The organism is Gluconacetobacter takamatsuzukensis, from assembly GCF_014174275.1.
Classification (GTDB): Bacteria; Pseudomonadota; Alphaproteobacteria; order Acetobacterales; family Acetobacteraceae; genus Gluconacetobacter; species Gluconacetobacter takamatsuzukensis.
Map to the genome: position 1 here is coordinate 74,725 of NZ_JABEQK010000008.1, position 26,687 is coordinate 101,411.

Sequence of the window (26,687 nt, forward strand, 5' to 3'; positions counted from 1 at the left end):
ATGGCATTCGTGACGCCTGTTTCACGATAATCTTCGTTTTTAACGATTGTTTGACGATCTGCCCGGGGCGGCGGACGCGTGTGTTCCTGCTTCCGTTTCCGAAAATCCGTTAGCTTGTCTTTTTAAAACGAGACTCAAGAGGGCCTGCCGTCCGTGCGGGCATGATGATTGATAGAATAAGAATAACCGGAGTGGTACGCGTATGACTGGCTACGTCGATTTTGAAGCTGCGTCGGATTCTGCCGCTCTTTCCAGGTCTTTCGATATCGTGATCGTCGGTGGGGGGGCCGCCGGGCTGACGCTGGTGCGGGAGCTGGCCGGGCATAATCTGAAGATTGCCGTGCTGGAAAGCGGGGATCGGGAGGAGACGCCCGAGATCGAGGAGCTCAACGAGGTCGAGGTCGAGGGGTCGCTTCGCGACGACGCCCTTCAGGATGCTAGGCGCAGGCAGAACGAGGCGCAACTGAAAGTCTGGCGTGCCGACCGGCAGAGATTCGGTGTCCGCTGCCGGGTGCTGGGGGGATCGACGGCCGCATGGGCCGGCAAGGTCGCGCCGTTCGATGCGCTCGATTACGCGAAACGGGCGTGGATTCCCGATTCCGGCTGGCCGGTCGGGGCGGAGGAGCTGCGGCCCTTTCTGGAGCGGGCCGCGCGCTATCTGGATCTGGGGCCGCTGTTGCAGGGGCAGGATTTCTGGAAGGCCATCGGGCGCCGCGAGCCCGCCGAGCTGGCGGGGCTGGGCCATTTCAGGTCGTTCTTCTGGCAGTTTGCCCGCTCGCGCCATGCCCTGACCGACGTCATGCGCTTCGGCCCCGATTTTCTGGGCGAGGATTACAGGGGCGTGACGGTGTTCCTGAAGGCGACGGTGGGGCGGGTCCGGGTGGAGCAGGGGGTGGTGACGGGCGTCGACGTGATCTCGTCGCTGACGGGGCGCAATCGCGGGACGATCCGGTGCAACCAGGTCGTGCTTGCCGCCGGGACCATCGAGAATGCGCGGCTTCTGCTGCTGTCGCCCGGGGCCGCGCAGGGGCCGGTGGGGCGGTATCTGACGGATCATCCCAGTATCGTGCTGGGGGATTTCGCGCCCGAATATCGCGAGAAGGCGGCGGCGCTTCTGGGGTTCTATCCCCTCCAGAAGGATTACCGGGTCTATATGTATGCCTGCGGGGTGGCGCTGGCGCCGGAGGTGCAGGCCGAGGAGCGGATGCCGAACATGGCGGCCTTTGCCGGGGTGAGCATCGCCAATGACGATCCGCTGGTGGCATTGGGGCGGCTGGCGAAGCGGGAGAGCGATGCGCCGGTGCGCGACGGGCTGACGGTGCTGCGCAATGCCGGGCTGGTCGTGTCCTCCGTCGGGCGGAAATTGCTGAATTACCGCAGGATACCGGAGAAGATCCGGCGGGCGATGGCCGATGCCGCCGTGTTCCTGAATGCCAACATGGTGGCGCGGGAATATGTGGGCGGTGGCCGGGGGCGGCGGCTGGACCAGGTGACGCTGAACATCATTTCCGAACAGCCGCCGGAAGAGCGGAACCGGATTACGCTGTCGGACCGCACCGACCGGCTGGGGCTGCGACTGGCGGCGGTGAGCTGGGACATATCGGATGCGCTGCGCCGGAGCATGCTGCGGTTCGGGCGGCTTCTGATGGACGATCTGGAACGGAGCGGGGTGAAGGGGTTCCGGCTTTCGCCGGCTTTTGCATCGGACGATAGCGCGTCGCTCGTCGTCTACGACATGGCGCATACGGCCGGCACGACGCGGATGGGCACCGACCCTGCAACCAGTGTGGTCGATCCGGCGCTACAGGTTCATGGCGTCGGGGGGCTGCATGTGGTCGGGGCGTCGGTGTTTCCGACCAGCGGCCATGCCAACCCGACCCTGATGATCATGGGGCTGGCCGTTCGGCTGGCCGACAGGCTTCGGGAGGAGATCATGGAAACCAGGCTCGGGACCCTGTCTGCGCTGCACATGGACGACGACACGCGCCCGCTGGTCGTCGTGACCGGGGCGACGGGGAATCTGGGGCATGCGGTGATCGGGCAGCTTGCCCGGCGCGGATATCGCATCCGGGGGCAGTTTCGCAGTTCGATCCCCGACGATGTGCGGGTGGAGTGGGTGCATTGCGATTTCGCCCGGAGCGACCTGGCGGACAGTGTCTTCGACGATCTGGTCCATGGGGCCGTCGCCGTGATCCATCTGGCCGCCAGCCTGTCGAAGGTGGAGGAAATGGACACGGCCAATGTCGCGAACCTGGAACGTCTGGCGCAGGCCTGTGTGCGGCAGGGCGTATCCTATTTCGGGCAGGCGAGTTCGATGGTCGTGTATGGGTCGCCCACCACGCGGCTGGTGACGGAGGAGACGCCGCGCATCGACCTGGGCAAGCCGATCGCGAAACAGTATTTCTTCGAATATTTCATGCAGGAATATGCGCGCAGCAAGATCCTGGGGGAGGATATCCTGGCGCGCTACAAGGACGGGATGCATATCGACATCTATCGCATCGCGGTGGCGCAGGACCCGGTCTTTCTGGTCCAGTCGCTGAACTGGAGCCGGATGCGGAAGATCTTTTCGCTCTATCGGAATTCCCATTTCATCTCGTCCACCCATGCGGCGCGGGCGATGGTGCATCTGATGGAGCGGGGGCTGAAGATGGGGGGGAAGGGGATCGAGGTCTATAATATCTCCGACAGGAATTCTCCGACCTTTGCCGATGTGCGGAAGGCGGCCGGGCTGAAGACGGGGTTCAATGTGCCGCTGCTGTTCGACGTGCTGAAGGGCATCAAGATGGGCAGGACCCTGTCGCCGCGCTATCCGATGGGGTTCTTCCGGATCGATAACCGGAAGCTGGAAGCGACGGGGTTCAGCGGGGACAGCGACCAGGCATAGGCCGGATCACTCGGGGTTTCGGCCTTCGGCGGGGGGTTGGGCCGGCCAGATGCCGTGCAGGGGGTAGAGGGTTGCGCCGTTGAGGCGCGTGCTGCCGCCTTCGCTGAACAGCGCGACGCGGTCGAAGCGGGCGGAGGGAAAGAAGGTTTCCGTCATCACCGTCTGTCCGTCATCGGCGAAGAGTTCCAGCGAGGCGGCGTCCATCAGCAGCCGCAGGGTGATGTGCGGGCCCGTTGCCGTGCGGGGGGCGGTGTGGATGCCGGTGGCGAATGTGTCCGAGAATTTCTGGCCGGTGGCTTGGCGGCGGTCGGTGAAATAGCTGCCGGTCGTGCCGTCATAGCCGAGGCGCAGGGCCTCGCCGCGCGCATTGGAGAAGAGCAGGCCGAAGCGGACCGCGCCGGCCGGCTGGTCGAAGCGGAGCGTCATGTCCGACTGGCTGAGGGTGGCGGGGGCGAGATCGAGCGCCTGCGTGCCGTCGATGGTGCGGGCGGGCAGGGTGCGGGGGGTGCCGCGCAGGGTTTCGAGTTCCCGCACCGGGGCGGCGGAGAGCCGGTATCCTGCCGCCAGCCTGTGGAGTTCCAGCGTGCGCGGCACCGTCATGGCGCCGCGCCAGGGGGCGGTCGGCACCTTGCGCGCGTCCTGCCAGTTGGCCATCCAGCCGATCGTAAGACGGCGCCCGTCGGTGGCCGGCAGGCCGGACCAGCTGACGACGGCGTAATTGTCCCGCCCCCAGTCGAGCCATATTCCGCCCTGCCTTTGCGAATCTGCCGCGAAGCGGGGGTCGGGGGTGAAGCGGGTGCCGTCGAAATCGCCCACGAAATATTGCGTGCCGGAGCCGCCATTGGGGGCGCCGGCGTTCAGGCTTTGCAGCAGGACCCATCTGGTCTCGCCACTTTCCCGCACCGTCAGCGGGAACAGGTCAGGGCATTCCCACACGCCGCCATGCGCACCCATGCCCTGGCCGAATGTGCTGAGATAATGCCAGTTTTTCAGGTCGGGGGAGTTGTAGAAGGCGGTGTGGTCGCCTTCCGCCAGGGCCATCACCCAGCGATGCGACGGGGCGTGCCAGGCGACCTTGGGGTCGCGAAAATTCTTCTGGTCTCCCGGATTGGGGAGGACGGGGTTGCCGGCATATTTCCGCCAGGTCCGGCCGTGGTCCTGGCTGTAGGCCAGGTTCTGGTGTTCCGGCTGGGCCTGGCCCGCCGCCTTGAAGGCCCGGTTGTGCGCGGTATAGAGCGCCACCATCGGCGGGACGCCGTCCCGACCCAGGCCGCTGCTGTTGGTTTGGTCGACGACGATGCTGCCGGACCAGGCCTCGCCGTCCTCGTCGGGCGCGAAGGCCACGGGCAGGGTTTGCCAGTGCACCAGGTCGCGCGAGACCGCGTGGCCCCAGTGCATCGGGCCCCAGACGGCGGAATGGGGGTTGTGCTGGTAGAAGAGGTGATATTCGCCGTCGAACCAGACCAGCCCGTTCGGGTCGTTCATCCAGTATGCCGGGGGTGAAAAATGGAATTGCGGGCGGTGGTTTTCGGCATAGGTCGGTGACGGGGCGGCCGGGGACGTGCCGTGCGCCGTGGTGTCCGGACGTGTCGTGGTGCAGGCGCCGAGGAGCAGGCAGGCGAGGGCGGCGGGAAGGGGGGCGCGGGAACGGGGCATGGGCTCCACTTTCTGGCGGTCGCGTGCGATCCGTCCGCGATCTGTCAGTGGGTGGGAAGGACGTACAGGTCGTTGCTTGTTACGATAAAGTGACGAATATGGCGGCATCGTGAAATCGTATGGGTGTCGTTTCACGTCGGCGCGGACGGGTGGCGGGTGAAGTTGCGGCGGTATTCGCCGGGGCTGAGTTTGACGCGGTTGCGGAAATGGTGGCGGAGCGCGAAGACACTGCCGAATCCGGCGGCTTCCGCGACTTCTTCCATCGGTCGGGCGGTTTCGCGCAGGATCGTCTTGGCGGCCTCGATGCGTTCGGCGGCCAGCCATTCGCCGACCGGCATGCCGGTGGCCGCGACCACGCGGCGTTCGAAGCTGCGGCGGCTCATGCCGGCTTCGGCGGCCAGGCGGGCGATGGGCCAGGATTCCCCGAGCGCCTGCCGGGCGCGGTCGAGGATGGGCGTGATGTCGGTGTCGGCGCGCAGGCTGACGGGGCGTTCCAGGAACTGCGCCTGGCCACCGGTGCGGTGGGCGGGCATGACGATGCGGCGGGCCACGGAATTGGCGGCGGCCGGCCCGAAATCCTGGCGGACGATTTCGATCAGCAGGTCGATGCCGGCGGCGCTGCCGGCGGAGGTGAAGAGGCGGCCGGTTTCGCGATAGAGCGATGCGCTGTCGACCTGGAGGGCGGGGAAGCGGCGTTGCAGGGCCTGTGCATGGCGCCAGTGGGTCGTGACCGGCGCGCCGTCGAGCAGGCCGGTGGCCGCGAGCACGAAGGCGCCCGAGCAGATGGATGCCAGCCGGGCCCCGCGCGCGTGGGCCTGGCGCAACTGCGTCACGAGCGCGGGTGGGACCGGTGCCTCGGCGCCCTTCCAGCCGGGGATGACGATCAGGTCGGCCCGATCCAGCAAGTCCGGCCCATGGTCGGGGAGGATGCGGAAGCCGCCATGGGCGCGCAGGGGGCCGGATTCGACGGCGCAACTGGCGAAGCGGTACCAGCCCGGGCCCATTTCGGGGCGCGGCAGGCCGAAGATTTCGGACACGATGCCGAATTCGAACGTGCAGAGGCCGTCATAGAGCAGGGCGGCGACCAGCGGGCCGGTGGTGTTTGGCATGATCTGCATGATGATTGGCGTTTGTGCCAATTGCAAGCGCGGCGCGCGGAAGGGATGCTGGCGGGGAGAGAAACCGGGAGCATTGCGATGGCAACATCCGTCACCACCATTCCGCCGGCGTCGCCGGCCGAGGCCGTCGCGCATTTTTCCGCGCTGTTCGGGTTCGAGACCGATTGCTGGGATGTGCATGAGGCCTTGTGCGGGCAGGCGGATTTCGTGTTGCTCGATGTACGGGGGCCGGACCTGTTCGCGCGCGGGCATGTGGCGGGGGCGATCAACATCCCGCATGGAAAGATCACGGCCGCGCGCATGGCGGAGTGGCCGGGGGAGACGGTCTTCGTGACCTATTGCGCGGGGCCGCATTGCAATGGCGCGGCACGGGGGGCGTTGCGCCTGGCCCGGCTGGGGCGGCCGGTGAAGATCATGGCCGGTGGTGTCGCGGGGTGGCTGGATGAAGGCTTTGCCCTTCGGGCGGTTTCCGATGCTTGAGATGCGTCCCGAATGCGGCCGTTGCGGCGGGGCGTTGCCGCCTGCGTCGGGCGAGGCGGTGATCTGTTCGTTCGAATGCACGTTCTGCGTCGCCTGTGCGGTGCGGGTGCTGGAGCATCGGTGCCCGAATTGTGGGGGTGAGCTGGTCGGGCGGCCGCGTCGCATGGCGGCCGATGCCGCGTGACGGGGGAGAGCGTGGCGCGATTCTTCGTCTTGTGTGGAAAACGCTTCGTGGGATAGAAACGGGCATCGGGCGCAGGCATCGCTCGCCATCCGGCCTCCTTGTGCAGGCGTTGTGCGAAGGTCGATGCCATGTCCGTTCAGCCCGCTGCCCTGATTCCCGCGCAGGCCGTGCCCGGTGCGGTGGCCGCGCTTTATACGGCGCCGGCGGGGGTGATTGCGCGGATCGACAGTCTGGGCGTGTGCAATGTGGGCACGGTGCCGGCGTCGGTCACGCTGTATCTGGTGCCTTCCGGCGCGGCGGCGGGACCGGCGACGGCCACGACGTTCAGCCAGGCGGTCCTGCCCGGGCAGACCTGGAACAGTCCCAATGAAATTGGCCGGGTATTGCAGCCGGGCGATGCGATCGTGGCGCTGGCGAGTGCGTCCGGGGCGCTGACGATTTCGGCGGGCGGGCTGCTGGTGACCGTGTCGTGACGCAGTATGCCGTCGAGCCATGGAGCGATGTGGTGGGGGAGATGCGCGGCCTGTGGCAGGCGCATTTTCGCGAGGTGGCCAGTGACCAGGAGCGTGCGCCGCTCGACCCGGACCTGGAAGCCTATGGACGGCTGGAGGCGGCCGGGGCGCTGCATGTGCTGACGATGCGCGAGGGCAGGGTGCTGGCGGGGTATCTGGTGGCGCTGGTGTGGCCGCATCTGCATCATCGCAGTGTCAGCCATGCGTTTTTCGACCTGTATTACGTGCGGCCGGCGCATCGGCGCTGGACGGCGGGCATCCGGCTGTTTCGCGAGGCCGAGCGGACGCTGGCGGCGCGCGGGGTGCGGCGGATGATTACCGGCACCAAGCTGCATGTCGCGCCCTCGGGCCGGTCGCTGGATGTCGGGCCGATCTTTCGCCGGCTGGGCTGGGTGGAAATGGAACGCCAGTATGGGAAGTGGATCGGGGCATGGTAACAGCTATTGGCAGCGGGCTGTCGGCGCTGGGGTCGATCGCGAGCGGGGTCATGGGGTCCGACGCCGCGTCGCGGGCGGCGCAGGAGCAGGCGCAGGCCTATGCGAAGGCGCAGCAGTTTCAGCAGACTGTCTATGGCCAGACGGCGCAGGACCTGTCGCCCTATATGGGGACAGGGACCAATGCGCTGTACAGCCTGGCGAGCCTGCTGGGGTTGCCGGGCGGGACGTCGGGGCAGGGATCGGGTGCGGCGGCGGCCTATCAGGCGTTTACCGACACGCCTTATTACCAGTTTCCGTTGCAGCAGGGCGAGCAGTCGCTGGACAGCTCGGCGGCGGCGCGGGGGCTGGCACTTTCGGGCGGGCAGGTGAATGCGTTGCAGAATTATGCCGAGAATTATGCCGGCCAGCAGTTCGGCACCTACATGAATGCGCTGTCGAGCCTGGCGGGCATGGGCAGTTCGGCGGCGACCGCGCTGGGGAGCCAGGGCAACGGGGCGGCGGCCACGATGCTGAGTGCGTTGAGCGGGCAGGGCAATGCGCAGGCGCAGGGCACGACGGCATCGAATGCCGCGCTGATGTCGGGGATCGGCAACGCGCTGGCGCAACTGGTCGGGTCGAACAATTCGCCCGGCATGCTGGGCAATCTGTACGGCGCCAACAACGGCGGCAGCTACTGAAGGGCACGGCCCTGCATGGGAAATGCGTTTCCGCATAAGGATATTTCTGTCAATGTGGAATTGCCGGAACACCGCCGGCCCGCTATGATCCGTTTCCATCAGGGCACAGGCACCGCCCCCTAACGAGATGCGCCCCGGGGGCGCGTGGGAGTGGTGCATGGCATATTCTGCCGCCCGTTTTGCCTGGCCCAACTGTTTCAGCGTGGATGCGGCGGGTGTGCCGCGTGCCGGGGCGCGCCTGTTCTTCTACCAGACCGGCACGACCACGTTGCTGGCGACCTATGCCGATGCGGCGCTGACGGTGGCGAATGCCAACCCGGTGGTGGCGGATGCGAGCGGGCAGTTCGGCAATATCTTCCTCGGCGCCGGGATGGCCTATGCCGTCGTGCTGTGCGATGCCGCCGGCAACCAGATCTGGACCATGGACCCGGTGGGCGAGGCCGGGAGTGCCGCGGTGCCGGTGGGGGCCATTGTCGATTATGCCGGCGCGGCGGCGCCGGCCGGGTGGCTGCTCTGTTACGGGCAGAATGTGAGCCGGACGGTCTATGCCGCGCTGTTCGGGGTGGTGGGCACGCTGTATGGCGCGGGCGATGGCGCCACGAGTTTCGGCCTGCCGGATCTGCGGGGGCGGGCGACGTTTGGTGTCGACAATATGGGTGGGGCGGCCGCCAACCTGGTGACGATGGCGGGGTCGAACGTCAATGGCGTGCAACTGGGGGCGGTGGGCGGCAGCCAGGCGGCGCCGGCCCATGCGCATGACGTCACCGACCCTGGCCATACGCATGCGCTGACCGATCCGGGCCATGGGCATGGGCCCAATCATGGCAGTGGCTTCGTCGTTCCGCAGGGATCGGGCGGCGAGATGGATGCGGTGTTCGCCGGCGGCGGCGATGTCGAGGAAAAGGCGACGGCGCGGACCGCCACCGCGACGACGGGGCTGACGGCGGCCAGCACCGTCACGGGGGTGACGATCGCCGCGGCGGGCAGTGGCGACAGCCAGAACATGCCGCCCGCCATGATGCTGAACCGGATCATCTATGCCGGGGTGGGCGGCTGAGCGGTCGTTAGCGGAAGCGTGCCGACGGATTGCGGCATTTTGGAAAAATGGGGATGTGACATGGACGACGCGCAGGCGCTGCCCGATCCGGCGGGCCTGTCCGATACGCTGCGCCAGCACGATGCGCGGATCGGACGGCTGGAGGCCGGACAGAGGGACATGATGATGAAGCTGGTCGAGATTTCGGCCGAGGGGCGGGCGCGGGGCGCGCACCAGGACCAGCGGGCCGACCGCGACGTGGAGCAGACGCGCCTGGCGATCGGGGATCTGCGGCGGGAGATGCGGTCGGTGATTGCCGACACGACCGCGCCGCTGGCGGAATCGCAGCGGACGCTGATTGCGATGAATGCGCAGATTGCTGGTGGCGTCAGGATGATTCGCAATGTCGGGCTTGCGCTGGGGGGCGTGATGTCGGCGCTGATGGGCTACCAGCCCTTTGTCGACTGGCTGGGCCGTGTGATGCGCGGCGGGGTGGGATGATGGGCGGACTCGATCCTTCGGACCTGAAATGGCGGGTGGTGGCGCCGGTGCTCGACCGGCTGGGGCTGGGCGGGGCGGCGGCCGTGAACCTGCTGACGGGCACGGCGCTGGTCGAATCCCGCGCCGCGCGGCTGGTGCAGGGCGGTGGCGGCCCGGCGCTGGGGATGTGGCAGATGGAGCCTGCGACCCATGACGCGCTGTGGCGCATGATGGAGGATGCGGCGCATGCCGACCTGCAAACCCGTGTGCGGCGCATGACCTGTTCGGACATTCCGCGCGTGCGGCAGCTGATCGGGAACCTGCGCTATGGCTGCGCGATGGCGCGGGTGAAGTATGTGTTCGATCCGGCGCCGGTGCCCGATGCGCGCGATGCCGATGGGCTCTGTGCCTATTGGAAGCGTGTCTACAACAGCGCGCTGGGTGCGGGTGTTGTCGACAGCGTGCATGTCGCGGCCTTTGCCGCCGCCATCGCCGCCTGAGCGCCTGACCGTCAATGCGGTCTGGCGGCGATCCGGCGCGCGTTTCCTGCGCTTCGGTGCTGGGAAACACACGACGGGCGCAGGAAATTTCCACAATCCGGAATGGAATGATCCATGGATTCGATGACGATTCTCCAGACCCTGATCTCGGTCGTGCCGGTTCAGGGTGTGATCTATGTCGCCGCACTTTGCGGTGTGTGTGCGGCGCTGATGCCGTGGCTGCCGGTGCCGGCGCATGCCGGGTCGGCTTATGGGCGGGTCTATGGGGTGCTGAACCTGCTGGCGCAGAATTTCCGCAATGTCGCGAACCGGACGAAGCCGGGCAGTACGCCGGGGAAGGATGGCGGCGGGGGGCCTGCGATCGTGCTCCTGCTGGGGCTGGGCATGGCGACCGGGCTGGGGGCGTGCACGATGGGCGGGGGCAGTGTCGGCATCGACACCGCCGAGCTGGCGGCCGATGCGGGCGCGATCGATTTCGCGGCGCAGGCGATCGAGGCGATTCCGGGCCTGTCGTCGCATCTGTCGGCCGCGCAGGTGGCGCAGGTGAATGCGGCGCTGGACGGGATCAGGACCGTGACGGCGCAGATCGACGCGGCATCGGGCGGGGCGATCGACATTGCGACCGGCAAGGGCTGGGCGTCGTCGCTGGCGACGGAGTTCCAGACGGTGCTGACCATTGCCGGCACCGTGGCCTCGGCGCTGGACCCGGCGGTGGCGGGTTATATCGCCACGGCCGAGCAGATCGTTCCGCTGATCGAGGCGGCGGTGGGGCTGGCACCTGCGGGCGTGTCGATGGCGGCGGCCGGGGATGCGCCGGCGGTGCGCGCGGCGCTGTATCGGGGGGTGTGATGGCGCACCCCGTCATCGGCCGGCGGCTCGGCTGCCGGCCTGCCGAGACGCGTGCCGGCCAGCCTTTGCTGGGCGGGTTGCGGATGATGGCGCGGCGGGCGCCCGCGCGGCTGATCCGCGAGGGGATCGACCCGGCGCCGCTGATGCTGGGCAATGACCGGCTGGGCGATTGCACGTCGGCGGGGATCGGCAACCATGTTCGTGCCACGGCGGCGCTGGCCGGGTACCAGGTGGCGGTGCGCGATGCGGATGCCATCCTGTTCTACGAACGCGCGACCGGCTACACGCCCGCCGATCCGGCGACCGACCGGGGTGGGGTGGAGGTCGACGTGCTGGCCTGTGCCGCGCGCGGCGGCTACGCGCTGGAAGACCAGGTGCTGTATCCGGTCTGGGGTTCGGCGGCGCCGGACGATCTGAACGCGGTGCGGCTGGTCATGGCCGGCATGGGGGCGGCCTATCTGGGCGTGCAGCTGGCGCTGGCCGACCAGGCGGAAGGCGGGGTGTGGGACACGACCACGCCCGGCGACCAGACGCCCGGGTCGTGGGGTGGGCATTGCCTGCTGGCCTGGGCCTATGACGGGGTGGAGGAGGAGTCCGTGGTGTCGCTGCTGACCTGGGGCGGTATCCAGCGTGCGACATGGCGCTGGGTGCGGTCGCGGATCATGGAGTGCCACGGGCTGGCATGGCGGCAGTTGATGCCGGCGGGCGGCCTGCTGGACGGGCAGGACTGGGAGGCGCTGCTGGCGGCGAATGCGGCCTTCCTGGAGGGGGCGGCGCCGGCCCGATGAGGCGGGGGAACGGGTTCCGGTCCGACAGGGTCTGGACATATCGCGGAAAGGGCGGCCGGCTGCACTGGGGGCCCCCGGCCCTATCGGGTGGAGTTGGCCAAGGTTCCGTTGGCCGGAACGGCCGATGGCAAGCCAACGGAGGTGGCGCGCGTGCCGCGCCGCCATGGGCGTGGGCCGGGGAGTGACTGGAAAGGCGGTGTATTTTTTATGTCATGCGTCGTCGTCATTATGTGCCTTCCTTGATGCCGGTCGTTCAATATAAGCTGTGTCGAGGACATTACGTTCTTGGGAAATTTTCGGAATATCATGGCTCATCTTGCGGCGGACAGACTGGCGGATTCAGAATATTCCGATAACGAAATCAGATCGATAAAGCGGTACCAGGGCTCTCATCTCGGGATCAGCCTGTTCCAGATCGTCTCGACCATCGGCCTGCTGCTGGCATGCTACATCCTGCTCTATGCCGGGTTGACGCATGGGTGGTGGGGGGTGCTGGTGCTGGCGCCGCTGGCGTCCGGCCTGTCGATCCGGACGTTCGTGCTGCAACATGATTGCGGCCATGGCTCGCTGTTCAGGAGCCGGTGGGCCAACGACCTGGCGGGGCGGGTGTGTTCGCTGCTGACGCTGACGCCCTACGATCACTGGAAGAAGCATCACGGGCTGCATCATGGGTCGTGGAACAACATGGATACGCGGGGGCGGTTGTCGGACCTGTATTCGGACTGCATCACGGTGGCCGAATACCGGCAGATGACGCGGCTGAAACAATCGCTCTACCGGATCAGCAAGAATCCGATCCTGAACGTCTTCGTCATGCCGCCGGTCATCTTCTTTATCGTCTACCGGATTGCGTTCGACACGCCCCGCCACTGGGTGCGGGAGCGGCTGGGGGTCTATCTGACCAATCTCTGCCTGTTGTGCGGGTATGGGGCGCTGGTCTGGTTCGCCGGGATCAAGTTCGTGGCGCTGGTCAGCTTCATGGTGATCTATCCCGCCGCCGTGATCGGGGCCTGGATGTTTCTGGTGCAGCACAAGTTCGAAGGTGTTCAGTGGGTGCAGAACCCGCAATGGAATACGTTCGATGCCGCGCTGACCGGGTGTTCGTTCATGCGTCTTTCCCGGGTGTGGCGCTGGTTTACCGGCGATATCGGCACACATCACGTGCATCACGCGGCACCCGGCATTCCCAATTACCGGCTGGTGGACTGCCACAATGCGCATCAAGTTTTCCAGAACGTGAAGATCCTGACCTGGCGGGACGGGGTGCGCGAGGCGCGGCTGAACGTGCTGTGGGACGAGGAAACGCGGACCATGGTGGATCTGCGTTCCGTCACCTGACGGCGGTGTCGGGGATCTGTCGGCCGTACAGGGTTGCGATCCAGTCGATGAAGATGCGGACCCGCAGGCTGAGCTGGCGGTTGCGCGGATACAGCACGTAGACCGGCGAGGCGGAGGGCGGGGTGTCGGGCAGGCATTCCACCAGGGTACCGTCCGCGAGGTTCTGCGCCACGGCGTAGCGCGGCACCTGGATCAGGCCGAGCCCCTGTAATGCGGCCGCCTTGTAGGTATCGGCCCCGTTGACCGTGAGCACCGACGGCAGCATCACCGTCCGGAGCGTGCCCTCCGCCATGAATTCCAGCGGCAGCACGCCGCCGGTGGCGGAGGAATGGAAGCCGATCATGCGATGGCCGTCCAGCCTGTTCCATCGTTCGGGGGTGCCGAACCGGTCCAGATAGGCGGGGGAGGCGACCGTTACTTCGGGCAGCAGGGCGACGCGCCGGGCGATCAGGTCGCTGTCCTTCGGCTCGCCAGTGCGCAGCGCGCAATCGACGCCTTCGCGGACCAGGTCGATGAAACGGTCGGTCTCGCTGAGATAGAGCGTGATGTCGGGGTAGGCGGCGAAGAAATGCGGGAGGGCGGGCACGATGAGGCGCCGGGCCTGCGCGCCCTGGACATCGACGCGGAGTACGCCGCGCGGGCGGGTGCCGCTGAAGGCGCTCTCGGCCTCTTCGATATCGTCGAGGATCGTCAGGCAGCGCTGGTAATAGGCCTCGCCGTCCAGCGTTGCGCGGACCTGCCGCGTCGTGCGGTGCAGCAGCCGGACCTTGAGCCGCGCTTCCAGCGTCTTGACCGCGTCGGTCACGGTCGAGGCGGGGAGGCCGAGATCTTCCGCGGCGCGGATGAAGCTGCGGCGCTCCACCACCCTCGCGAAGACCCGCATGGTGTCGATACGGTCCATTATTCGGTTCTGCCGGATAGTGTTCGCGGATGTTGGCCGATTATGGGCGGGAAGGAAAGTGCCATCCTGGGTTCATCGGATACGAACGGACCTGGAGAGGATCGCGACATGACATCCAACAGCACGACAGCCAACGGCACGAAAATCGCCCTGATCACCGGTGCCAGCCGCGGGCTGGGGCGGAGCATGGCGATCGCGCTCGCCCGCAAGGGGGTGGACGTGATCGGCACCTATCACAGCAACAAGGAAGAAGCCGATGCCACGGCGGCGTCGATCGAGGCACTGGGGCGGCGGGCCGTGATGCTGCGGCTGGATACCGGGGAGGCGAGCGGCTTTTCAGCCTTTGCGGAGGAGGTGAAGCGGGCGTTGCTGGTCGTGTGGCGGCGGCATGATTTCGATTTTCTGGTCAATAATGCCGGGATCGGCATCCATGCCCCCTTCGCCGAGACAACCGAAGCCGATTTCGACCGGCTGATGAATATTCATCTGAAGGGCGTCTTCTTCCTGACCCAGAAGATGCTGCCGCTGATTGCCGATGGCGGGCGGATCGTGAACCTTTCCAGCGGGCTCGCCCGGTTCAGCCTGCCCGGCTATGCGGCCTATGCCGCGATGAAGGGCGGGGTCGAGGTGCTGACGCGCTATCTGGCCAAGGAACTGGGCCCGCGCGGTATCGCCGTCAATACCGTGGCGCCGGGGGCGATCGAGACCGATTTCGGCGGGGGCGTGGTGCGCGACGACGCGCAGGCCAACGCCTTCGTCGCCAGCGTGACGGCGCTGGGGCGGCCCGGTGTGCCGGAGGATATCGGGCCGGCGGTGGCGTCGCTGCTGATGGAGGAAAACCGCTGGATCAATGCGCAGCGGATCGAGATTTCGGGTGGGATGTTTGTGTGAAGCGGTTCTTTTTTGAAAAAAAGAACCAAAAAACTTTGATTCGTTCAGGAGTTTTGTGCTGGGGCACGCGATGGCCCTGAACGGATCAAAAGTCTTTTTGCTTCTTTTTCTTCAGAAAAAGAAGAGAACGGCTACACGGTTCGTTCGGTCGCGAAGCGGATGCCGAGAACCATGAAGGCGAGGCCCGAGACGCGGTCGATCCAGTGGCGCAGCCGCAGGAAGGCGCGGGAGACGTGGCCCAGGCTCAGCACTGTCGCGACCAGTGCGAACCAGGCCACGGCGATGGCGAACATCGTGCCCACGCAGGTCAGGCCGAGGCCGATGGACGCATGTTGCGGCAGGGCGGCGGCGAACAGGCTGGAGACGAAGATGGGGGCCTTGGGGTTGGCGAGGTTGGTCAGCAGCCCCATGCGGAAGGCGCGTGTCGTCGCGAAGGCCGGGTTGGCGGACGGGTCGTCGGCGGGGGTGGCCTTCCAGCTTCCCGCGAACAGCCGGGCACCCTGGATGAACAGGTAAAGGCCGCCGCCGACCTTGAGCAGCGTGTAGAGCCAGGGCGAGGCGATGAAGAGCGCGCGGATGCCGAAGAAGCCCGCCAGGCCCCATGCCGCGACGCCGGTCGCGATGCCGAGGGTTGCCCGCAGCGCGGCCATGCGGCCCTTCATCATCGCCAGCCGCGTCACCAGCAGGAAATCGAGGCCGGGGACGATCATGGCGACCAGCCAGAAGGCCGCGATGGCGCCGATGACGGACATATCCTGTGCAAGGTTCATCAGAGGTCCTTTCCTGACGGCTCGGCCTCTTTGGTCCGTGAAGGCACGGGGCGAGAGCAGATCGTTGGCATTTCACGACAATCGCGCAGGCGGTGCAAGAGTCCGGAGAAGGGGGCGCGGGCCGGGGGCGGGCTGTTCACTTCGCCGCGAATGAGGGACGGGCAGGGGTGAAGGAGGCGGGATTCGATGTCAGAACGGGGGACGCGCCTGACCGGCCCCTTCCCTGACTGCCCGCCTGACAGGGTCAGTCCAGCAAACCGGATCGTCTTCATGCACGCGACACGACGCGCCTTTCTTGCACGTTTTCTCTCGGCCGGTGCCGGCGGGTTGGTGGGGGCGCGTGCGCTGGCCGCGCCCCCGCTTCCGGCGCCGCCGGGGGTGACGACGCAGCCGCCGCGCGGGTGGGCGGGGCGGGGGCCGGGCGTGTTCCTGCCCGATCCGGATGTCATCGCGCTGGATGCGTCGTTCGGCGACCTGGTGTTTTCCGGGACCGCCATCCAGCGCGTGCTGTCCGGCTGCGGCTGGCTGGAGGGGCCGGCATGGCTGGGCGAGGCCCGCATCCTGCTGCTGAGCGACACGATCCGCAGCCAGCAATATCGGCTGGTGCCGCCCGACGAGGACGGGCCGGGCGCGCGTTCGGTCTTTCGGCAGGAGAGCTATCACAGCAACGGCAATACGCTGGACGGGGAAGGGCGGATCATTACGTGTGAGCACGACATGCGCCGGGTCATCCGCTGGGAGCATGACGGCAGTTGCACCGTGCTGGCCGACCGGTGCGACGGGCGGCCGCTGAATTCGCCCAACGATGTCGTCGTCCATCCCGGGGATGGGGGGATCTGGTTCACCGACCCGGCCTATGGCGATACGCTGGTGGAGGGGCATCCGGATGCGCCGGGAGTGGGGACGAACCCGACCGGGCGTATCCGCTGGCAACTGGGATCGGAGATCACGACCCAGTTTGCCGCCCATGAGCGCCAGCCCGACCACACGTTCCGTATCGATGCGCGGACCGGCGCGGTGGAGGCCGTGCTGTCGCAGGAGGATGTGGCCAGCCCCAACGGCCTGTGTTTTTCGCCCGACCTGACGAAGCTCTATGTCGTTTCCAGCGCGCCGGATCCGGGGCAGGTGGGGGCGCGGGGGACGAATGTGATCCATGTCTTCGACATGGTGGCGGGGCGGCCGCGGAACCGGCGCGTGTTCGCCGACATGATGCTGGACGGGCAGAAGGCCATGCCGGACGGGCTGCGGGCCGATGTGTTCGGCAATCTGTGGTGCGGCGCCACCGGGCCGCTGGGGGTGGCCGGCGTGTTCTGCTACAGCCCGGCGGGCCGGCTGATCGGCCGGATCCGGTTGCCCGACCGCTGTTCCAACCTGACGTTCGGCGGGCCCAAGCGCAACGAGCTGTATATGTGTTGCGGGCCGGAACTCTATCGCCTGCGCCTGGAAACACAGGGGGCCGGCCTGTCCTGAGCGCCTGCCTGGCGCGCGGGTCCGGGCAGGCTGGTCAGTCGACCAGGTTGATGGGGTGCCCCTCCACGAACGCCTTGATGTTGGCGGCGGTGGTGTCGGTGATGCGGCGGAAGGCTTCGGCCGTGTTGTAGGCGTTGTGGGGGGTGACGATCACGTTCGGCATGCTGGCCAGCACGCGGGCGGCCAGCACGTCGCGCACCGTTGCGGGTGTGGCGGAGGCGTCGGGGGCGAACAGGGGTGCCGGGTGGCGCAGCAGGGATTCGTCGGGCAGCACGTCCAGGCCCGCCGCCGCCAGGTGGCCGCTTTGCAGCGCGCGGATCAGGGCTTCGTTGTCCACGACCTGGCCGCGTGCCGTGTTGATCAGCACCGCGCCGCGCTTCATGAGGGCGAACTGGCGTTCGCCGATCATGCCGTCGGTTTCGGGGGTGGCGGGGACGTGCAGGCTGACGATGTCGGCCTGGACCAGCAGGTCGTCCAGCGGGGCGTAGCGGACGTTCGGGGCGTCGCGCAGCGCGGGGGAGGGGCGGGCGTCGTAGGCGAGGACGCTCATGCCGAATCCGTGCGCCATCTCGATCGCCCGGCGGCCGATATGGCCGGTGCCGATGGCGCCGAAGACCTTGCCGCGCAGTTCGAAGCCCCGGGGCGGGGTGTAGGCGAAATCGCCGCGCCGGGTGGCCTCGGCGCACGGGACCGTCCAGCGCGACAGGGCCAGCAGCAGGCCGAACGCGTGTTCCGCCACCGTGCTGTCGCCATAGACGGGCACGTTGGAGACCTTGATGCCGTGGGCGCGGCAGTAATCGAGATCGACGGAATCGAACCCGGTCGCGCGGATGGCGATGAAGCGGAGGTTCGGCAGCCGGGAGAGGATGGCGGCGCTGAAATCGCATCCGGCGAAACCGCTGACGATCTGGGCGTCGGCATAGGTGTCCACGATGCTTGCATCGATCGGCGCCGCCACCGGCGTGACCGTGAAGGTGGGGTCGAGCGCTGCGACGGCTTTGGCGGTCTCGGCCTCGTCGGCCGAAAACAGGACGATCTTCATGGCGTGGGCTCTCCGGGATGGCCGATGCCGCGCGGGGCGGGGCAGATGGTCTTCTGGATAGGCGCTTCGCGCGGCCCTGTCTTTGACTTGTGTGGGAGCGTTCCGCCGGGGGAGTGCTGCCGCCGGGAGGGGGGGGGCTAGCGGGGAGGGGGGCTTGCCTGGCCCGCGGTCGGGTGGGGGGTGGGGTGTTCCCAGCGGTGCAGGCGGGCCTCGATGGCCAGGCGTTCGTGCTGGAGGCGCTGGCGCACCCAGTTCAGCAGGCCGGAGGCCGTGAGGACGACGATGCCCACGAAGGTCCAGCCATCCAGCGGCTGGTGGAACAGCAGGTAGCTGAATGCCACGGCCCAGACCATCTGGCTGTATTGCGGCAGGGCCACGCGGTTGGCCGGGGCGCGGGCGGTGGCCAGCATCATCAGGAGCTGGCCGAGGGCGGCCAGGAACCCGTAGCCGAACAGGTAGATCCAGGCCTGTGCGGTGGCGGGCCAGGTGGCGTTGAGCCCCATCAGCAGGCCGTCGCCCACCAGCGGGCCCACGAGGCTGGAGCCCAGCAGCGACAGGCGGACCGTCTCCGCGCTGGACAGGCGGTAGGCGATGACGCTGCCGGCATTGGCGAAGGCGGCGGTCAGGGCGCACAGATGCCCCAGATTGAGCGGGCGCACGCCGGGGCGCAGCACGATCAGCACGCCGACGAAGCCGAGGATGACGGCCAGCCAGGCCCAGGCCGCGACCTTTTCCTTCAGCAGCGTCACCGACAGGATGGTGACGAACAGCGGCATCAGGAACATCAGCGACAGGGCCTCGGGCATCGACAGCAGCATGAAGGCCTTCACGCTGGCGGCGGTCGCCACGAAGACGCACGCGGCCCGCAGGACCCAGGTGGCGCGCTGGCGCGGCCGGAAGACATCCAGATAGGATTCGTGCGGCTTGCGGACGAAGGGCAGGAGCAGCAGGCCGAAGACGCCGCTGGAGAACGCGACCTCGAACGGGTTGAGCGACCCGGCCAGCAATTTGGAGAACGCGTCGCTGATCGAGAACAGGGCATAGGCGGTGAACGCCAGGGCCATGCCCGAGAAGAGCGCCTTGAAACCCATTGCGATATGCCCCCCTCTTGCCGGCCCCTACCTTGGCAGCAAGTGGGACGGGGGCCAATGCCGGGAGGGCGGAGCTGGCATCCGGCGTGCCGGGCGGGCGTGGCGCGAGGGGGAGGGCCATCGGCCGAGCCGAAGGGGGAATCTCGCGACCCCTGGAAAAGGTCTTATATATTTTTTGTATGGAACGATTCGGGTCGGCAAAGAGTCGGGTGCCGGACATTACGGGAATTTATTGCGGTTCCGGGTCGGGATTTTCGGGGGGTGTGTTCCAGAAAACATGAATTAACCGTTTAATGTCATTGTTATAGCAGGGTATTCCCTTGGGCGGGACGGCGATTGTGATAAAAATGTCATACATTCCGAAATCGTTACGGCCAGTTAGGATTCGGTATTGAATTAAGGTCGGGTTCCGGGGCCTGATGGGTCGGTAAAGTAACGACGTTCGCGGGAGCACGTTAAGTCTATGACCCTGAGGCGAAGCCTTATCGCGGCCACGATTTTAGCCATTCAGTTCGACGTCGCCGCTGCGGTGGCGCAAACTGCCACGACGTCGGGAACGTCGACGGCCAGTCATCGCCATGCGGCGAAGGCCAAGAAGGGGGTCAGTGCTCCTGCCCGTTCCACCACCAAGGCGGCTCCGGCAGCGGCGGCTGCGGCCCCGGCTTCGGTCGTGCGGGCCACGCCGGCCATCGAGCCCGTCTATCATGCGCCGCCGGATTCCGGCGAAGCCGTGATCGTGACCGGCACCCATGACACCCACCGTCATGCGCGCCAGAGCACCTCGCCCATTTCGGTGGTCACGGCGGCGACCCTGACCCGTTCGGGCCAGATGAACCTGTCGGACGCGCTGACGAAGACCTATGCCTCGATCAACGTGGTTGCCATGGCCGCGGACTCCGCGGCGCTGACGCAGTCCATCCAGATGCGCGGCCTGGGCCCGAACGAAGTGCTGGTGCTGGTCGACGGCAAGCGCCGCCACGTGACGGCGAACATCGTGGCCGATGCCGGCCCGCAGTTCGGCTCGACCGGCGCGGACCTGAACACGCTGCCTTCCAACATGATCGACCATATCGAAGTGCTGGAAGACGGCGCGGCGGCCATGTATGGATCGGACGCGATCGCCGGCGTGGTCAACATCATCACCAAGAAGCAGGATCACGGCTACAACCTGAGCGCCACGACCGGCGCCAATGCCTATAGTGGCCAGGCGTGGCAGTACCAGGTGAATGGCGATGCCGGCTTCAAGTGGGGCAATGACGGCTTCCTCCACATCAGCGGTCAGGTCTATCACACCGACTTCTTCGTCGCGCCGTCGACGGACCATCGCCTGCTGCCGCTGAGCGCCGCGCCGGCCGGTGCCTATACGGGCGCCAATTATACCGGCTCGCTGAACGTGCCCACCGATTCCAACCACATCATGGGCCGTCCCGAGGAAACCCGAGAGAATTTCGGGATGGATTGGGGCAAGGACATCATCGGCGACCGCCTGCAGTTCTACGGCAACCTGACCTATGCGCATCGTCATGGCGAGGCGTATGAGAACTATCGTATCCCGACCCGTGCGCCCTCGATGTATCCCGCCGGCTTCTCGCCGCGCGAGACGAACGAGGAAAACGACTATGCCGTGACCATGGGCCTGAAGGGCAACGAGCTGTTCGGCGACTGGGACTGGGATGCCAGCTCGACCTACGGCGCCGACGGCACGAAGATCGGCAACAAGAACACCGCCAATACCGGCATGCTGGCCTCGACCTGCTCGACCAACCCCAGCAGCGCCTATTATTCGTCGGAAGGGTGCGGCTATTCGCCCAGCTCGACGCTGGCGGAAACGTACCGCATGGCGCAGTGGACCAACAACCTGGATTTCCGCCGCCATTTCAACATCGCCAATGTCGTCCCGATGACGCTGGCGGTCGGTGGCGAGCATCGTCTGGAAACCTACCAGATCACGGCGGGCAACCCGAACTCGTATGAGCTGGGCGGCACGCAAGGTTATGCCGGCCTTGGCCCGCAGAGCGCCGGCAGCTGGAGCCGCAACATCTTCGCCGCGTATATCGATGGCGATTTCCACCTGACCAAGCACTGGGACCTGGATTTCGCCGGCCGGTTCGAGCACTACACCGACGTGGGCAACACCCAGAACGGCAAGGTTTCGACCCGCTACGACTTCACGCGTCGCATCGCGATCCGCGGCACGATCAGCACCGGCTTCCGTGCGCCGACGCTGGCCGAGCAGCATTACAGCGCGATGAATGTCGGCCCCTCCAGCGCCGCCGGCATGCTGGCGGTGGATTCGGCAGCGGCCAAGGCCGTCGGCGCGCAGCCGCTGAAGCCCGAGCAGTCGGTCAGCGCGTCGGGCGGTATCGTCCTCGAGCCGATCGACGGGTTCCATATCGAGACCGACGTCTACCAGATCAACCTGCGCAACCGGATCGTCGGCGGCGGCACGATCACCGGCGACGCGGCGGTTAACGCGATCCAGGCGATGGGCTATACGCTGGCCGGGCCGGCGCTGGACGATACGTCGCAGGACAGCGCCTATTACCTGACCAACGGTGCCAGCACCCGCACGCAGGGCCTGGACATCAAGGCGGATTACAGCTTCCACCTGCACCAGTACGGCAATCTGGACCTGAGCATGGCGCTGGACCTGAACCGGACGCGCCTGCATCACAACGGCACGGCTCCGAACGGGTCGGCGATCCTGAACGCGCAGAATATCGGCTACATCACCACGGCCTATCCGCGCAGCAAGATCATCCTGAATGCCTACTACAAGGTCGGCAAGCTGGACGTGAACGTTCGCCAGACCCGCTATGGCCAGACGACCGACATGATGCAGTATCAGGATTGGTCGAATGCCAACATCATGTGCTCGGACGGCGGTTCGATCCAGTATTCGAACACCTGCTTCAAGGAGTTCAAGAACACGCCGCGCTGGCTGACGGATATCGAAATCGGGTATCAGTTCACCAAGCACCTGCACTTCGCCGTCGGCGCGAACAACGTCTTCAACGTTCGCCCCCGCAAGGTCTCGCAGGACGTCAACTCCTACGGTGCCCAGGTTTACGACCAGTTCTCGCTGCAGGTGCCGATCACCGGTGGCTACTACTATGGCCGTCTGAACGCCACGTTCTGACGGAGGCGGCGTGGATACCGGGAGCCTTCCCGGTATCCATTCCCGTTTCGGAAAAAATGCCGCGTCAGCGGCATTTTTTGTTTGTGGCGGGTTTTGCGCGCGTGTTGTTCGCGCCTTGAGGTCGTTTCGGAAAATTCCGTTTTCCTCGGGTGATGACGTGTGGTTTTTCAAAAGGCGTGGTGGGCGCGAGGTACATTCTCCGTTGGCGTTCCACTGGCCGTTCCGGTCGATGGAACCTTGACCAAATCCGCCCGGACCCGGCAGGATCCGATGCCCTGCACCCCAGTCATTCGATTGCGAATGGGTTTCCAAAGGGCGACTGCCCTTTGGCGGGTTTCAGGGCGGAGCCCTGAGTGCCCTGTTACCGACAGCTGACAACAACAGAGTTTTTTCCGGGTGTCGCGGAGGTTGCCGCTGGACGCCTGGCTAGCAGACAAATGAAGGGTGATCGATGACCGAGTCCGGCTTTCGGGCGCAGACGCGCCGCCAGCTTCTGACGAAAATCGGGGTTCTGGCCGGGAGTGCCGGGCTTTATCAGGCGATGACCAGCATGGGTCATGCGATGGGGACCGACTTCCGGGGGCCGCCGAAGCTGACGGGGGCGAAGCCGGGTACCCGTGTCGTGGTGCTGGGGGCCGGGCTGGCCGGCCTGCTGGCGGCCTACGAATTGCGGCAGGCGGGGTATGAGGTGCGGCTGCTGGAATTCCAGAACCGGGCGGGCGGGCGCAATATCTCGCTGCGCGGGGGCGACAGCGTGACGGAGCTGGGCGGGGCGACGCAGACGGTCGCGTTTGCCCCCGGCAATTACATCAATCCGGGACCGTGGCGCATTCCGTACCATCATCAGGGGCTGCTGCATTACTGCCGGAAATTCGGCGTGGCGCTGGAGCCCTTCATTCAGCTCAATCACAATGCCTGGCTGCATTCCTCGCAGGCTTTTGGCGGCAAGCGGTTGCGCTACCGGGAATTCGCGGCGGATTTCTCGGGCTATACGGCCGAGTTGCTGGCCAAGGCGATCAACCAGCATCGGCTGGACGATGTCGTGACGCCGGAAGAGCGCGCGCATGTGCTGTCCTCGATCGGCGTCTGGGCCAACCTGGACGATGACGGGGTGTGGCGGACCGGTGGGCGGTCGTCGCAGCGCCGGGGGTACGACAAGGCCCGGGGGGCCGGGGTGGATGGCGCGCCGACATTCTCGGAGCCCGCGCCGCGTGCCGATGTGATGGCGTCGGGCCTTGCGCAGTGGCTGGCCTTTCCCGAGCAGCTCGACATGCAGACCACGATGTTCCAGCCCGTCGGCGGGATGGACAATATCGGCAAGGGCTTTGCGCGGCAGGTGCAGGACCTGATCACGCTGGGCTGCATGGTCACGGCCATCCATCAGGACGAGCATGGTGTGAAGATCATGTACGACGATGTGGCCCATGGCGGGGCCGCGCGGGTGGAAGAGGCCGATTATTGCGTCTGCACGATTCCGCTGCCCGTTTTGTCGCAGCTGGACGTGCAGGTGAGCGGCCGGATGAAGGCGGCCATCGCGGCCGTGCCTTATGCGTCGTCGGTCAAGCTGGGCATGGAATTCAAGCGGCGGTTCTGGGAGGAAGACGACCAGATTTATGGCGGGATCAGCTTTACCGACCAGCCGATCGGGCAGATTGCCTATCCCAGCCACGGTACGTTCTCGTCCGGGCCGGCGGTGCTGCTGGGCGGCTATATGTTCGGGCCGGCCGCGATGGATTTCACGACCATGAGCCCGGCGCAGCGGATCGAGGAAGGGCTGCGGCAGGGGCTGGCGCTGCACCCGGATTATCGCCGCGAATTCCGCAATGGCGTGGCGGTGGCGTGGAGTCGCATGCCCTGGACCCTCGGCTGCTGTTCCATGTGGTCGGAGCAGGCGCGCAAGGCGCATTACAAGACGCTGGTCGCGATGGAAAACCGGCTGGTGCTGGCCGGCGAGCATGCGTCTTATGTCGGTTGCTGGCAGGAGGGAGCGATCCTGTCGTCGCTTGCGGCGGTCGAGCAGCTTCATAAACGGGCGCAGGGAGCGGGCTGATGCGGGGCGTTTCTCTTTCTTTCCTGTTGCTGGCGGGCATGATGCTGGCGGGGGCCCCGGCCCGGGCCGATACGGCGGGCGGCGTGCCCAGCACGATGAGCCCGCTGGATACTGGCGACCGGGTCTATCACCATATCTGCGCGGCCTGCCACATGGCCGACGGCAAGGGCGCGCGCGGTGCCGGGGCGAAATATCCGGCGCTGGCCGGGGACCCGAAACTGGCGATTGCGGCCTATCCGACCATGATGGTGCTGAACGGCCATGGCGGCATGCCCTGGTTTGCGGGCATCCTGACCGACAGGCAGATCGCGGATGTGGTGACGTATATCCGTTCGCATCTGGGCAATCGCTGGACGGACCCGGTGACGCCGGAGCAGGTGGGGGCCATGCGCCAGCCGATCACGCTGGAGGAATAGCGGCCGGGTTTCCGGCGGGCTCTACCGTGGGGAGGTCCGGGCTGGTAAGAGGCTGTTTCAGTTCCGATGGTGCGCGGAGGCGTGGCGTGGGCCACGCGTCCGGCGGTGGTTTTCGGGCACCGGAGCGGAGTGGCCGTGTGGGCCGCCCGCCGCCAGGGAAGCTTTTGAAGCAGCCTTGAAGGTCGTTGGATGCAATCGATTATTCTGTATATCGGCGCGGCGCTGGCGGAGATCGGCGGGTGTTTCGCGTTCTGGGCGTGGCTGCGGATGGGCAGGTCGCCGGTGTGGCTGGTGCCCGGCTGTGGCGCGCTGGTGGTGTTCGCGTGGCTGCTGACGCGGGTCGATGCGTCGGAGGCGGGACGGGCTTATGCGGCGTATGGCGGGATTTATATCATCTCGGCGCTGCTGTGGCTGTGGCTGGCCGAGGGGGTGCGGCCCGACCGGTGGGACCTGATCGGGGCTGTGCTGTGTTTGTGTGGGGCGGGGGTGATTCTGTTTTCTCCGCATCGGGTGTGACGGAGGAAAGGGTCTTCTTTTTCTGAAGAAAAAGAAGCAAAAAGACTTTTATTCGTTCAGGGACGTCGTGTGTCCCGGCAAAAAATTCCTGAACGAATCAAAAGTTTTTTGGTTCTTTTTTTCAAAAAAGAACGGAAACGCCTGCTTATTCCTCGCGGCTGTTTACCATCCGGATCGCCACCACCCCGTCCGGGGCCGGGCGGGCGGCGCGGCTGGAGCCCAGGCGCCAGAGCAGGTGGGCCACGGCCATCACCGCCGGGCCGATGAACAGGCCAGACAGGCCGCAGCTTTCCAGCCCGCCCAGGATGCCGAGCAGCACCCACATGAACGGCAGGCGGATCGAGCCGCCGATCAGGGCCGGGCGGATGAAATGGTCGGCGAGGAACAACACGATTGCGCCGAACAGGCCAACGCCGATGGCGGCCGCCAGGCTGCTGCCCTTGACCAGGATGGCCATGACGCACAGGGCCAGCGCGAAGCCGCCCACCATCGGGATCATGCACGCCAGCGCCGTGAACATGCCCAGCAGCAGGGGCTGCGGCGCGCCGGCCAGCACGTAGGAGAGGCCGATCAGGACGCCCTCGCCCAGCCCGACCAGCACCAGGCCCGCCAGCGCGCCGCGCACGGCGCCCACGACCTGCCGCTGGACCATGCCGCCCCGCGCGCCCAGCAGGCGCCAGACCAGGAGATCGATCCGGGTGACGAGCGGCGCGCCCGCGCGCAGGAAGAAGAATAGGATGAGCAGGGCGAAGCCCATGATGACCAGCCCGTTGGCCGCGCCGTGGCCCAGATGCTCCACCGTGCCCAGCGCGTGCTCGGGGCGGATGCGGTCCATCAGGTCGTGCACGCTGTCGGCCGTCGCCAGATTGGCCTGCCACCAATGCTGGGCCTGCGCCCGCCCCCAGGGCAGGCGGTCGAGCCATGCCGGGGCGGGGATGCCCTGTTCGGTGGCCTGACGGACCCATTGCGCGCCCTCTCGCGCCTCGCCGGCGGCGGCCGAGATCAGGATCGCCGTGGGCACGATGAAGACTAGCGCGATGCCGAGGACGATGGCCGCCGGTGCCAGGGTGGCGGCGTGGGGGGAAGGCCATTTCCGCCGCAGCCATGTCAGCAGCGGCCAGCAGACGATCGCGAGCACGCCGCCCCAGAACAGGGCGGACCGGAAGCGCCCGAGGATGAACAGGGTGAGGGCGACCACGCCCAGCGTCAGCGCGCCCTGCGCCCAGCATTGCAGCGTGGTGCGCGGACGGGAGGGGAGCGTGGGGGCAGGGGGCGGCGCGGCAGGAAGGACGAATGAAGGCGGGAACGGGGGCATGCGGGCTCGATTCAAGGACTTGGCGGGATGGCTGTCCGAATGGTAACGGCTGCCGGGCGGTCAGCGTTGCAGAATGAGAGGCTGTTTTCAAAGCCCCTGATGGTCCGGTTGTGACCCGCTGCTTTGGTCCTGTCCCTGTCATCG

General features: G+C 66.7%; 25 protein-coding genes. 18 read left to right on the plus strand and 7 right to left on the minus strand.

Annotated elements, in window-relative coordinates; all coding sequences use genetic code 11:
* Positions 1-202: 202 nt before the first annotated feature.
* Positions 203-2,887, plus strand: a complete 2,685-nt coding sequence (locus tag HLH27_RS11400; RefSeq protein ID WP_182950159.1) for a GMC oxidoreductase — start codon at positions 203-205, stop codon at positions 2,885-2,887.
* A gap of 6 nt (positions 2,888-2,893) precedes the next feature.
* On the opposite strand, the gene HLH27_RS11405 is transcribed toward HLH27_RS11400, so the two are convergent.
* Positions 2,894-4,543: a glycoside hydrolase family 32 protein gene (locus HLH27_RS11405; protein ID WP_182950160.1), complete on the minus strand. Its 1,650-nt coding sequence runs from the start codon at positions 4,541-4,543 to the stop codon at positions 2,894-2,896.
* Between the two features lie 131 nt (positions 4,544-4,674).
* A complete protein-coding gene (gene ftrA / locus HLH27_RS11410; protein ID WP_246375811.1) occupies positions 4,675-5,661 on the minus strand; it encodes a transcriptional regulator FtrA in 987 nt (328 codons plus the stop codon).
* Between the two features lie 78 nt (positions 5,662-5,739).
* Between ftrA and HLH27_RS11415 the strand changes: the two genes are divergently transcribed.
* From HLH27_RS11415 to HLH27_RS11465, 11 genes are all read left to right on the plus strand, one after another.
* Positions 5,740-6,141 (plus strand): rhodanese-like domain-containing protein, encoded by a 402-nt coding sequence (locus HLH27_RS11415; protein ID WP_182950161.1) that lies wholly within the window; start codon positions 5,740-5,742, stop codon positions 6,139-6,141.
* Positions 6,134-6,325, plus strand: a complete 192-nt coding sequence (locus tag HLH27_RS11420; protein ID WP_182950162.1) for a DUF1272 domain-containing protein — start codon at positions 6,134-6,136, stop codon at positions 6,323-6,325. The genes HLH27_RS11415 and HLH27_RS11420 overlap by 8 nt, the downstream gene beginning before the upstream one ends.
* Before the next feature lie 128 nt (positions 6,326-6,453).
* Entirely contained in the window at positions 6,454-6,798 is a 345-nt protein-coding gene (locus HLH27_RS11425) for a hypothetical protein (RefSeq protein WP_182950163.1), read from the plus strand.
* Entirely contained in the window at positions 6,795-7,274 is a 480-nt protein-coding gene (locus HLH27_RS11430) for a GNAT family N-acetyltransferase (protein WP_182950164.1), read from the plus strand. Before HLH27_RS11425 ends, HLH27_RS11430 begins: the two co-directional genes overlap by 4 nt.
* Positions 7,268-7,951, plus strand: coding sequence for a hypothetical protein (locus HLH27_RS11435; protein WP_182950165.1), 684 nt, complete (start codon positions 7,268-7,270; stop codon positions 7,949-7,951). The genes HLH27_RS11430 and HLH27_RS11435 overlap by 7 nt, the downstream gene beginning before the upstream one ends.
* A 157-nt stretch (positions 7,952-8,108) precedes the next feature.
* Entirely contained in the window at positions 8,109-9,008 is a 900-nt protein-coding gene (locus HLH27_RS11440; protein WP_182950166.1) for a phage tail protein, read from the plus strand.
* Positions 9,009-9,068: 60 nt separating this feature from the next.
* The gene (locus HLH27_RS11445) at positions 9,069-9,488 is read left to right on the plus strand and encodes a hypothetical protein (protein ID WP_182950167.1); all 420 of its coding nucleotides are present in this window, start codon (positions 9,069-9,071) and stop codon (positions 9,486-9,488) included.
* Positions 9,488-9,967 (plus strand): hypothetical protein, encoded by a 480-nt coding sequence (locus HLH27_RS11450; protein ID WP_182950259.1) that lies wholly within the window; start codon positions 9,488-9,490, stop codon positions 9,965-9,967. Before HLH27_RS11445 ends, HLH27_RS11450 begins: the two co-directional genes overlap by 1 nt.
* A gap of 114 nt (positions 9,968-10,081) precedes the next feature.
* Positions 10,082-10,816 carry a hypothetical protein gene (locus tag HLH27_RS11455; RefSeq protein ID WP_182950274.1) on the plus strand — a complete coding sequence of 245 codons (735 nt, stop codon included), beginning with the start codon at positions 10,082-10,084 and terminating at the stop codon, positions 10,814-10,816.
* On the plus strand, positions 10,816-11,604 hold the full coding sequence (locus HLH27_RS11460; RefSeq protein ID WP_182950168.1) for a hypothetical protein: 789 nt from the start codon (positions 10,816-10,818) through the stop codon (positions 11,602-11,604). Before HLH27_RS11455 ends, HLH27_RS11460 begins: the two co-directional genes overlap by 1 nt.
* A gap of 306 nt (positions 11,605-11,910) precedes the next feature.
* Complete coding sequence (locus tag HLH27_RS11465) at positions 11,911-12,942, plus strand: fatty acid desaturase family protein (protein WP_182950169.1); 1,032 nt, start codon at positions 11,911-11,913, stop codon at positions 12,940-12,942.
* Here HLH27_RS11465 and HLH27_RS11470 read toward each other — a convergent pair.
* Positions 12,935-13,843, minus strand: coding sequence for a LysR family transcriptional regulator (locus tag HLH27_RS11470; protein ID WP_182950170.1), 909 nt, complete (start codon positions 13,841-13,843; stop codon positions 12,935-12,937). The two genes, HLH27_RS11465 and HLH27_RS11470, sit on opposite strands and share 8 nt — an antisense overlap.
* 108 nt (positions 13,844-13,951) lie before the next feature.
* Between HLH27_RS11470 and HLH27_RS11475 the strand changes: the two genes are divergently transcribed.
* Positions 13,952-14,734: an SDR family NAD(P)-dependent oxidoreductase gene (locus HLH27_RS11475; RefSeq protein ID WP_182950171.1), complete on the plus strand. Its 783-nt coding sequence runs from the start codon at positions 13,952-13,954 to the stop codon at positions 14,732-14,734.
* 131 nt (positions 14,735-14,865) lie between these two features.
* Here the strand turns inward: HLH27_RS11475 and HLH27_RS11480 are convergent, their stop codons facing one another.
* Positions 14,866-15,504 (minus strand): LysE family transporter, encoded by a 639-nt coding sequence (locus HLH27_RS11480; protein ID WP_182950172.1) that lies wholly within the window; start codon positions 15,502-15,504, stop codon positions 14,866-14,868.
* A 270-nt stretch (positions 15,505-15,774) separates the two neighbouring features.
* On the opposite strand from HLH27_RS11480, the gene HLH27_RS11485 reads away from it, so the two are divergent.
* Positions 15,775-16,974, plus strand: a complete 1,200-nt coding sequence (locus HLH27_RS11485; protein WP_182950173.1) for an SMP-30/gluconolactonase/LRE family protein — start codon at positions 15,775-15,777, stop codon at positions 16,972-16,974.
* 34 nt (positions 16,975-17,008) lie between these two features.
* Here the strand turns inward: HLH27_RS11485 and HLH27_RS11490 are convergent, their stop codons facing one another.
* Positions 17,009-18,016: an NAD(P)-dependent oxidoreductase gene (locus tag HLH27_RS11490; RefSeq protein ID WP_182950174.1), complete on the minus strand. Its 1,008-nt coding sequence runs from the start codon at positions 18,014-18,016 to the stop codon at positions 17,009-17,011.
* Between the two features lie 137 nt (positions 18,017-18,153).
* Positions 18,154-19,107, minus strand: a complete 954-nt coding sequence (locus tag HLH27_RS11495) for a DMT family transporter (RefSeq protein WP_246375813.1) — start codon at positions 19,105-19,107, stop codon at positions 18,154-18,156.
* A 463-nt stretch (positions 19,108-19,570) separates the two neighbouring features.
* Between HLH27_RS11495 and HLH27_RS11500 the strand changes: the two genes are divergently transcribed.
* The 4 genes from HLH27_RS11500 (at position 19,571) to HLH27_RS11515 (ending at position 25,228) form a co-directional block, all read left to right on the plus strand.
* Positions 19,571-22,246, plus strand: coding sequence for a TonB-dependent receptor plug domain-containing protein (locus HLH27_RS11500; protein WP_182950175.1), 2,676 nt, complete (start codon positions 19,571-19,573; stop codon positions 22,244-22,246).
* A gap of 451 nt (positions 22,247-22,697) precedes the next feature.
* Positions 22,698-24,296: a flavin monoamine oxidase family protein gene (locus HLH27_RS11505; protein ID WP_182950176.1), complete on the plus strand. Its 1,599-nt coding sequence runs from the start codon at positions 22,698-22,700 to the stop codon at positions 24,294-24,296.
* Complete coding sequence (locus HLH27_RS11510; protein ID WP_182950177.1) at positions 24,296-24,712, plus strand: c-type cytochrome; 417 nt, start codon at positions 24,296-24,298, stop codon at positions 24,710-24,712. The genes HLH27_RS11505 and HLH27_RS11510 overlap by 1 nt, the downstream gene beginning before the upstream one ends.
* A 189-nt stretch (positions 24,713-24,901) precedes the next feature.
* Positions 24,902-25,228 (plus strand): YnfA family protein, encoded by a 327-nt coding sequence (locus HLH27_RS11515; protein WP_182950178.1) that lies wholly within the window; start codon positions 24,902-24,904, stop codon positions 25,226-25,228.
* A gap of 145 nt (positions 25,229-25,373) precedes the next feature.
* On the opposite strand, the gene HLH27_RS11520 is transcribed toward HLH27_RS11515, so the two are convergent.
* On the minus strand, positions 25,374-26,543 hold the full coding sequence (locus HLH27_RS11520) for an AI-2E family transporter (RefSeq protein WP_182950179.1): 1,170 nt from the start codon (positions 26,541-26,543) through the stop codon (positions 25,374-25,376).
* Between the last annotated feature and the right edge of the window lie 144 nt (positions 26,544-26,687).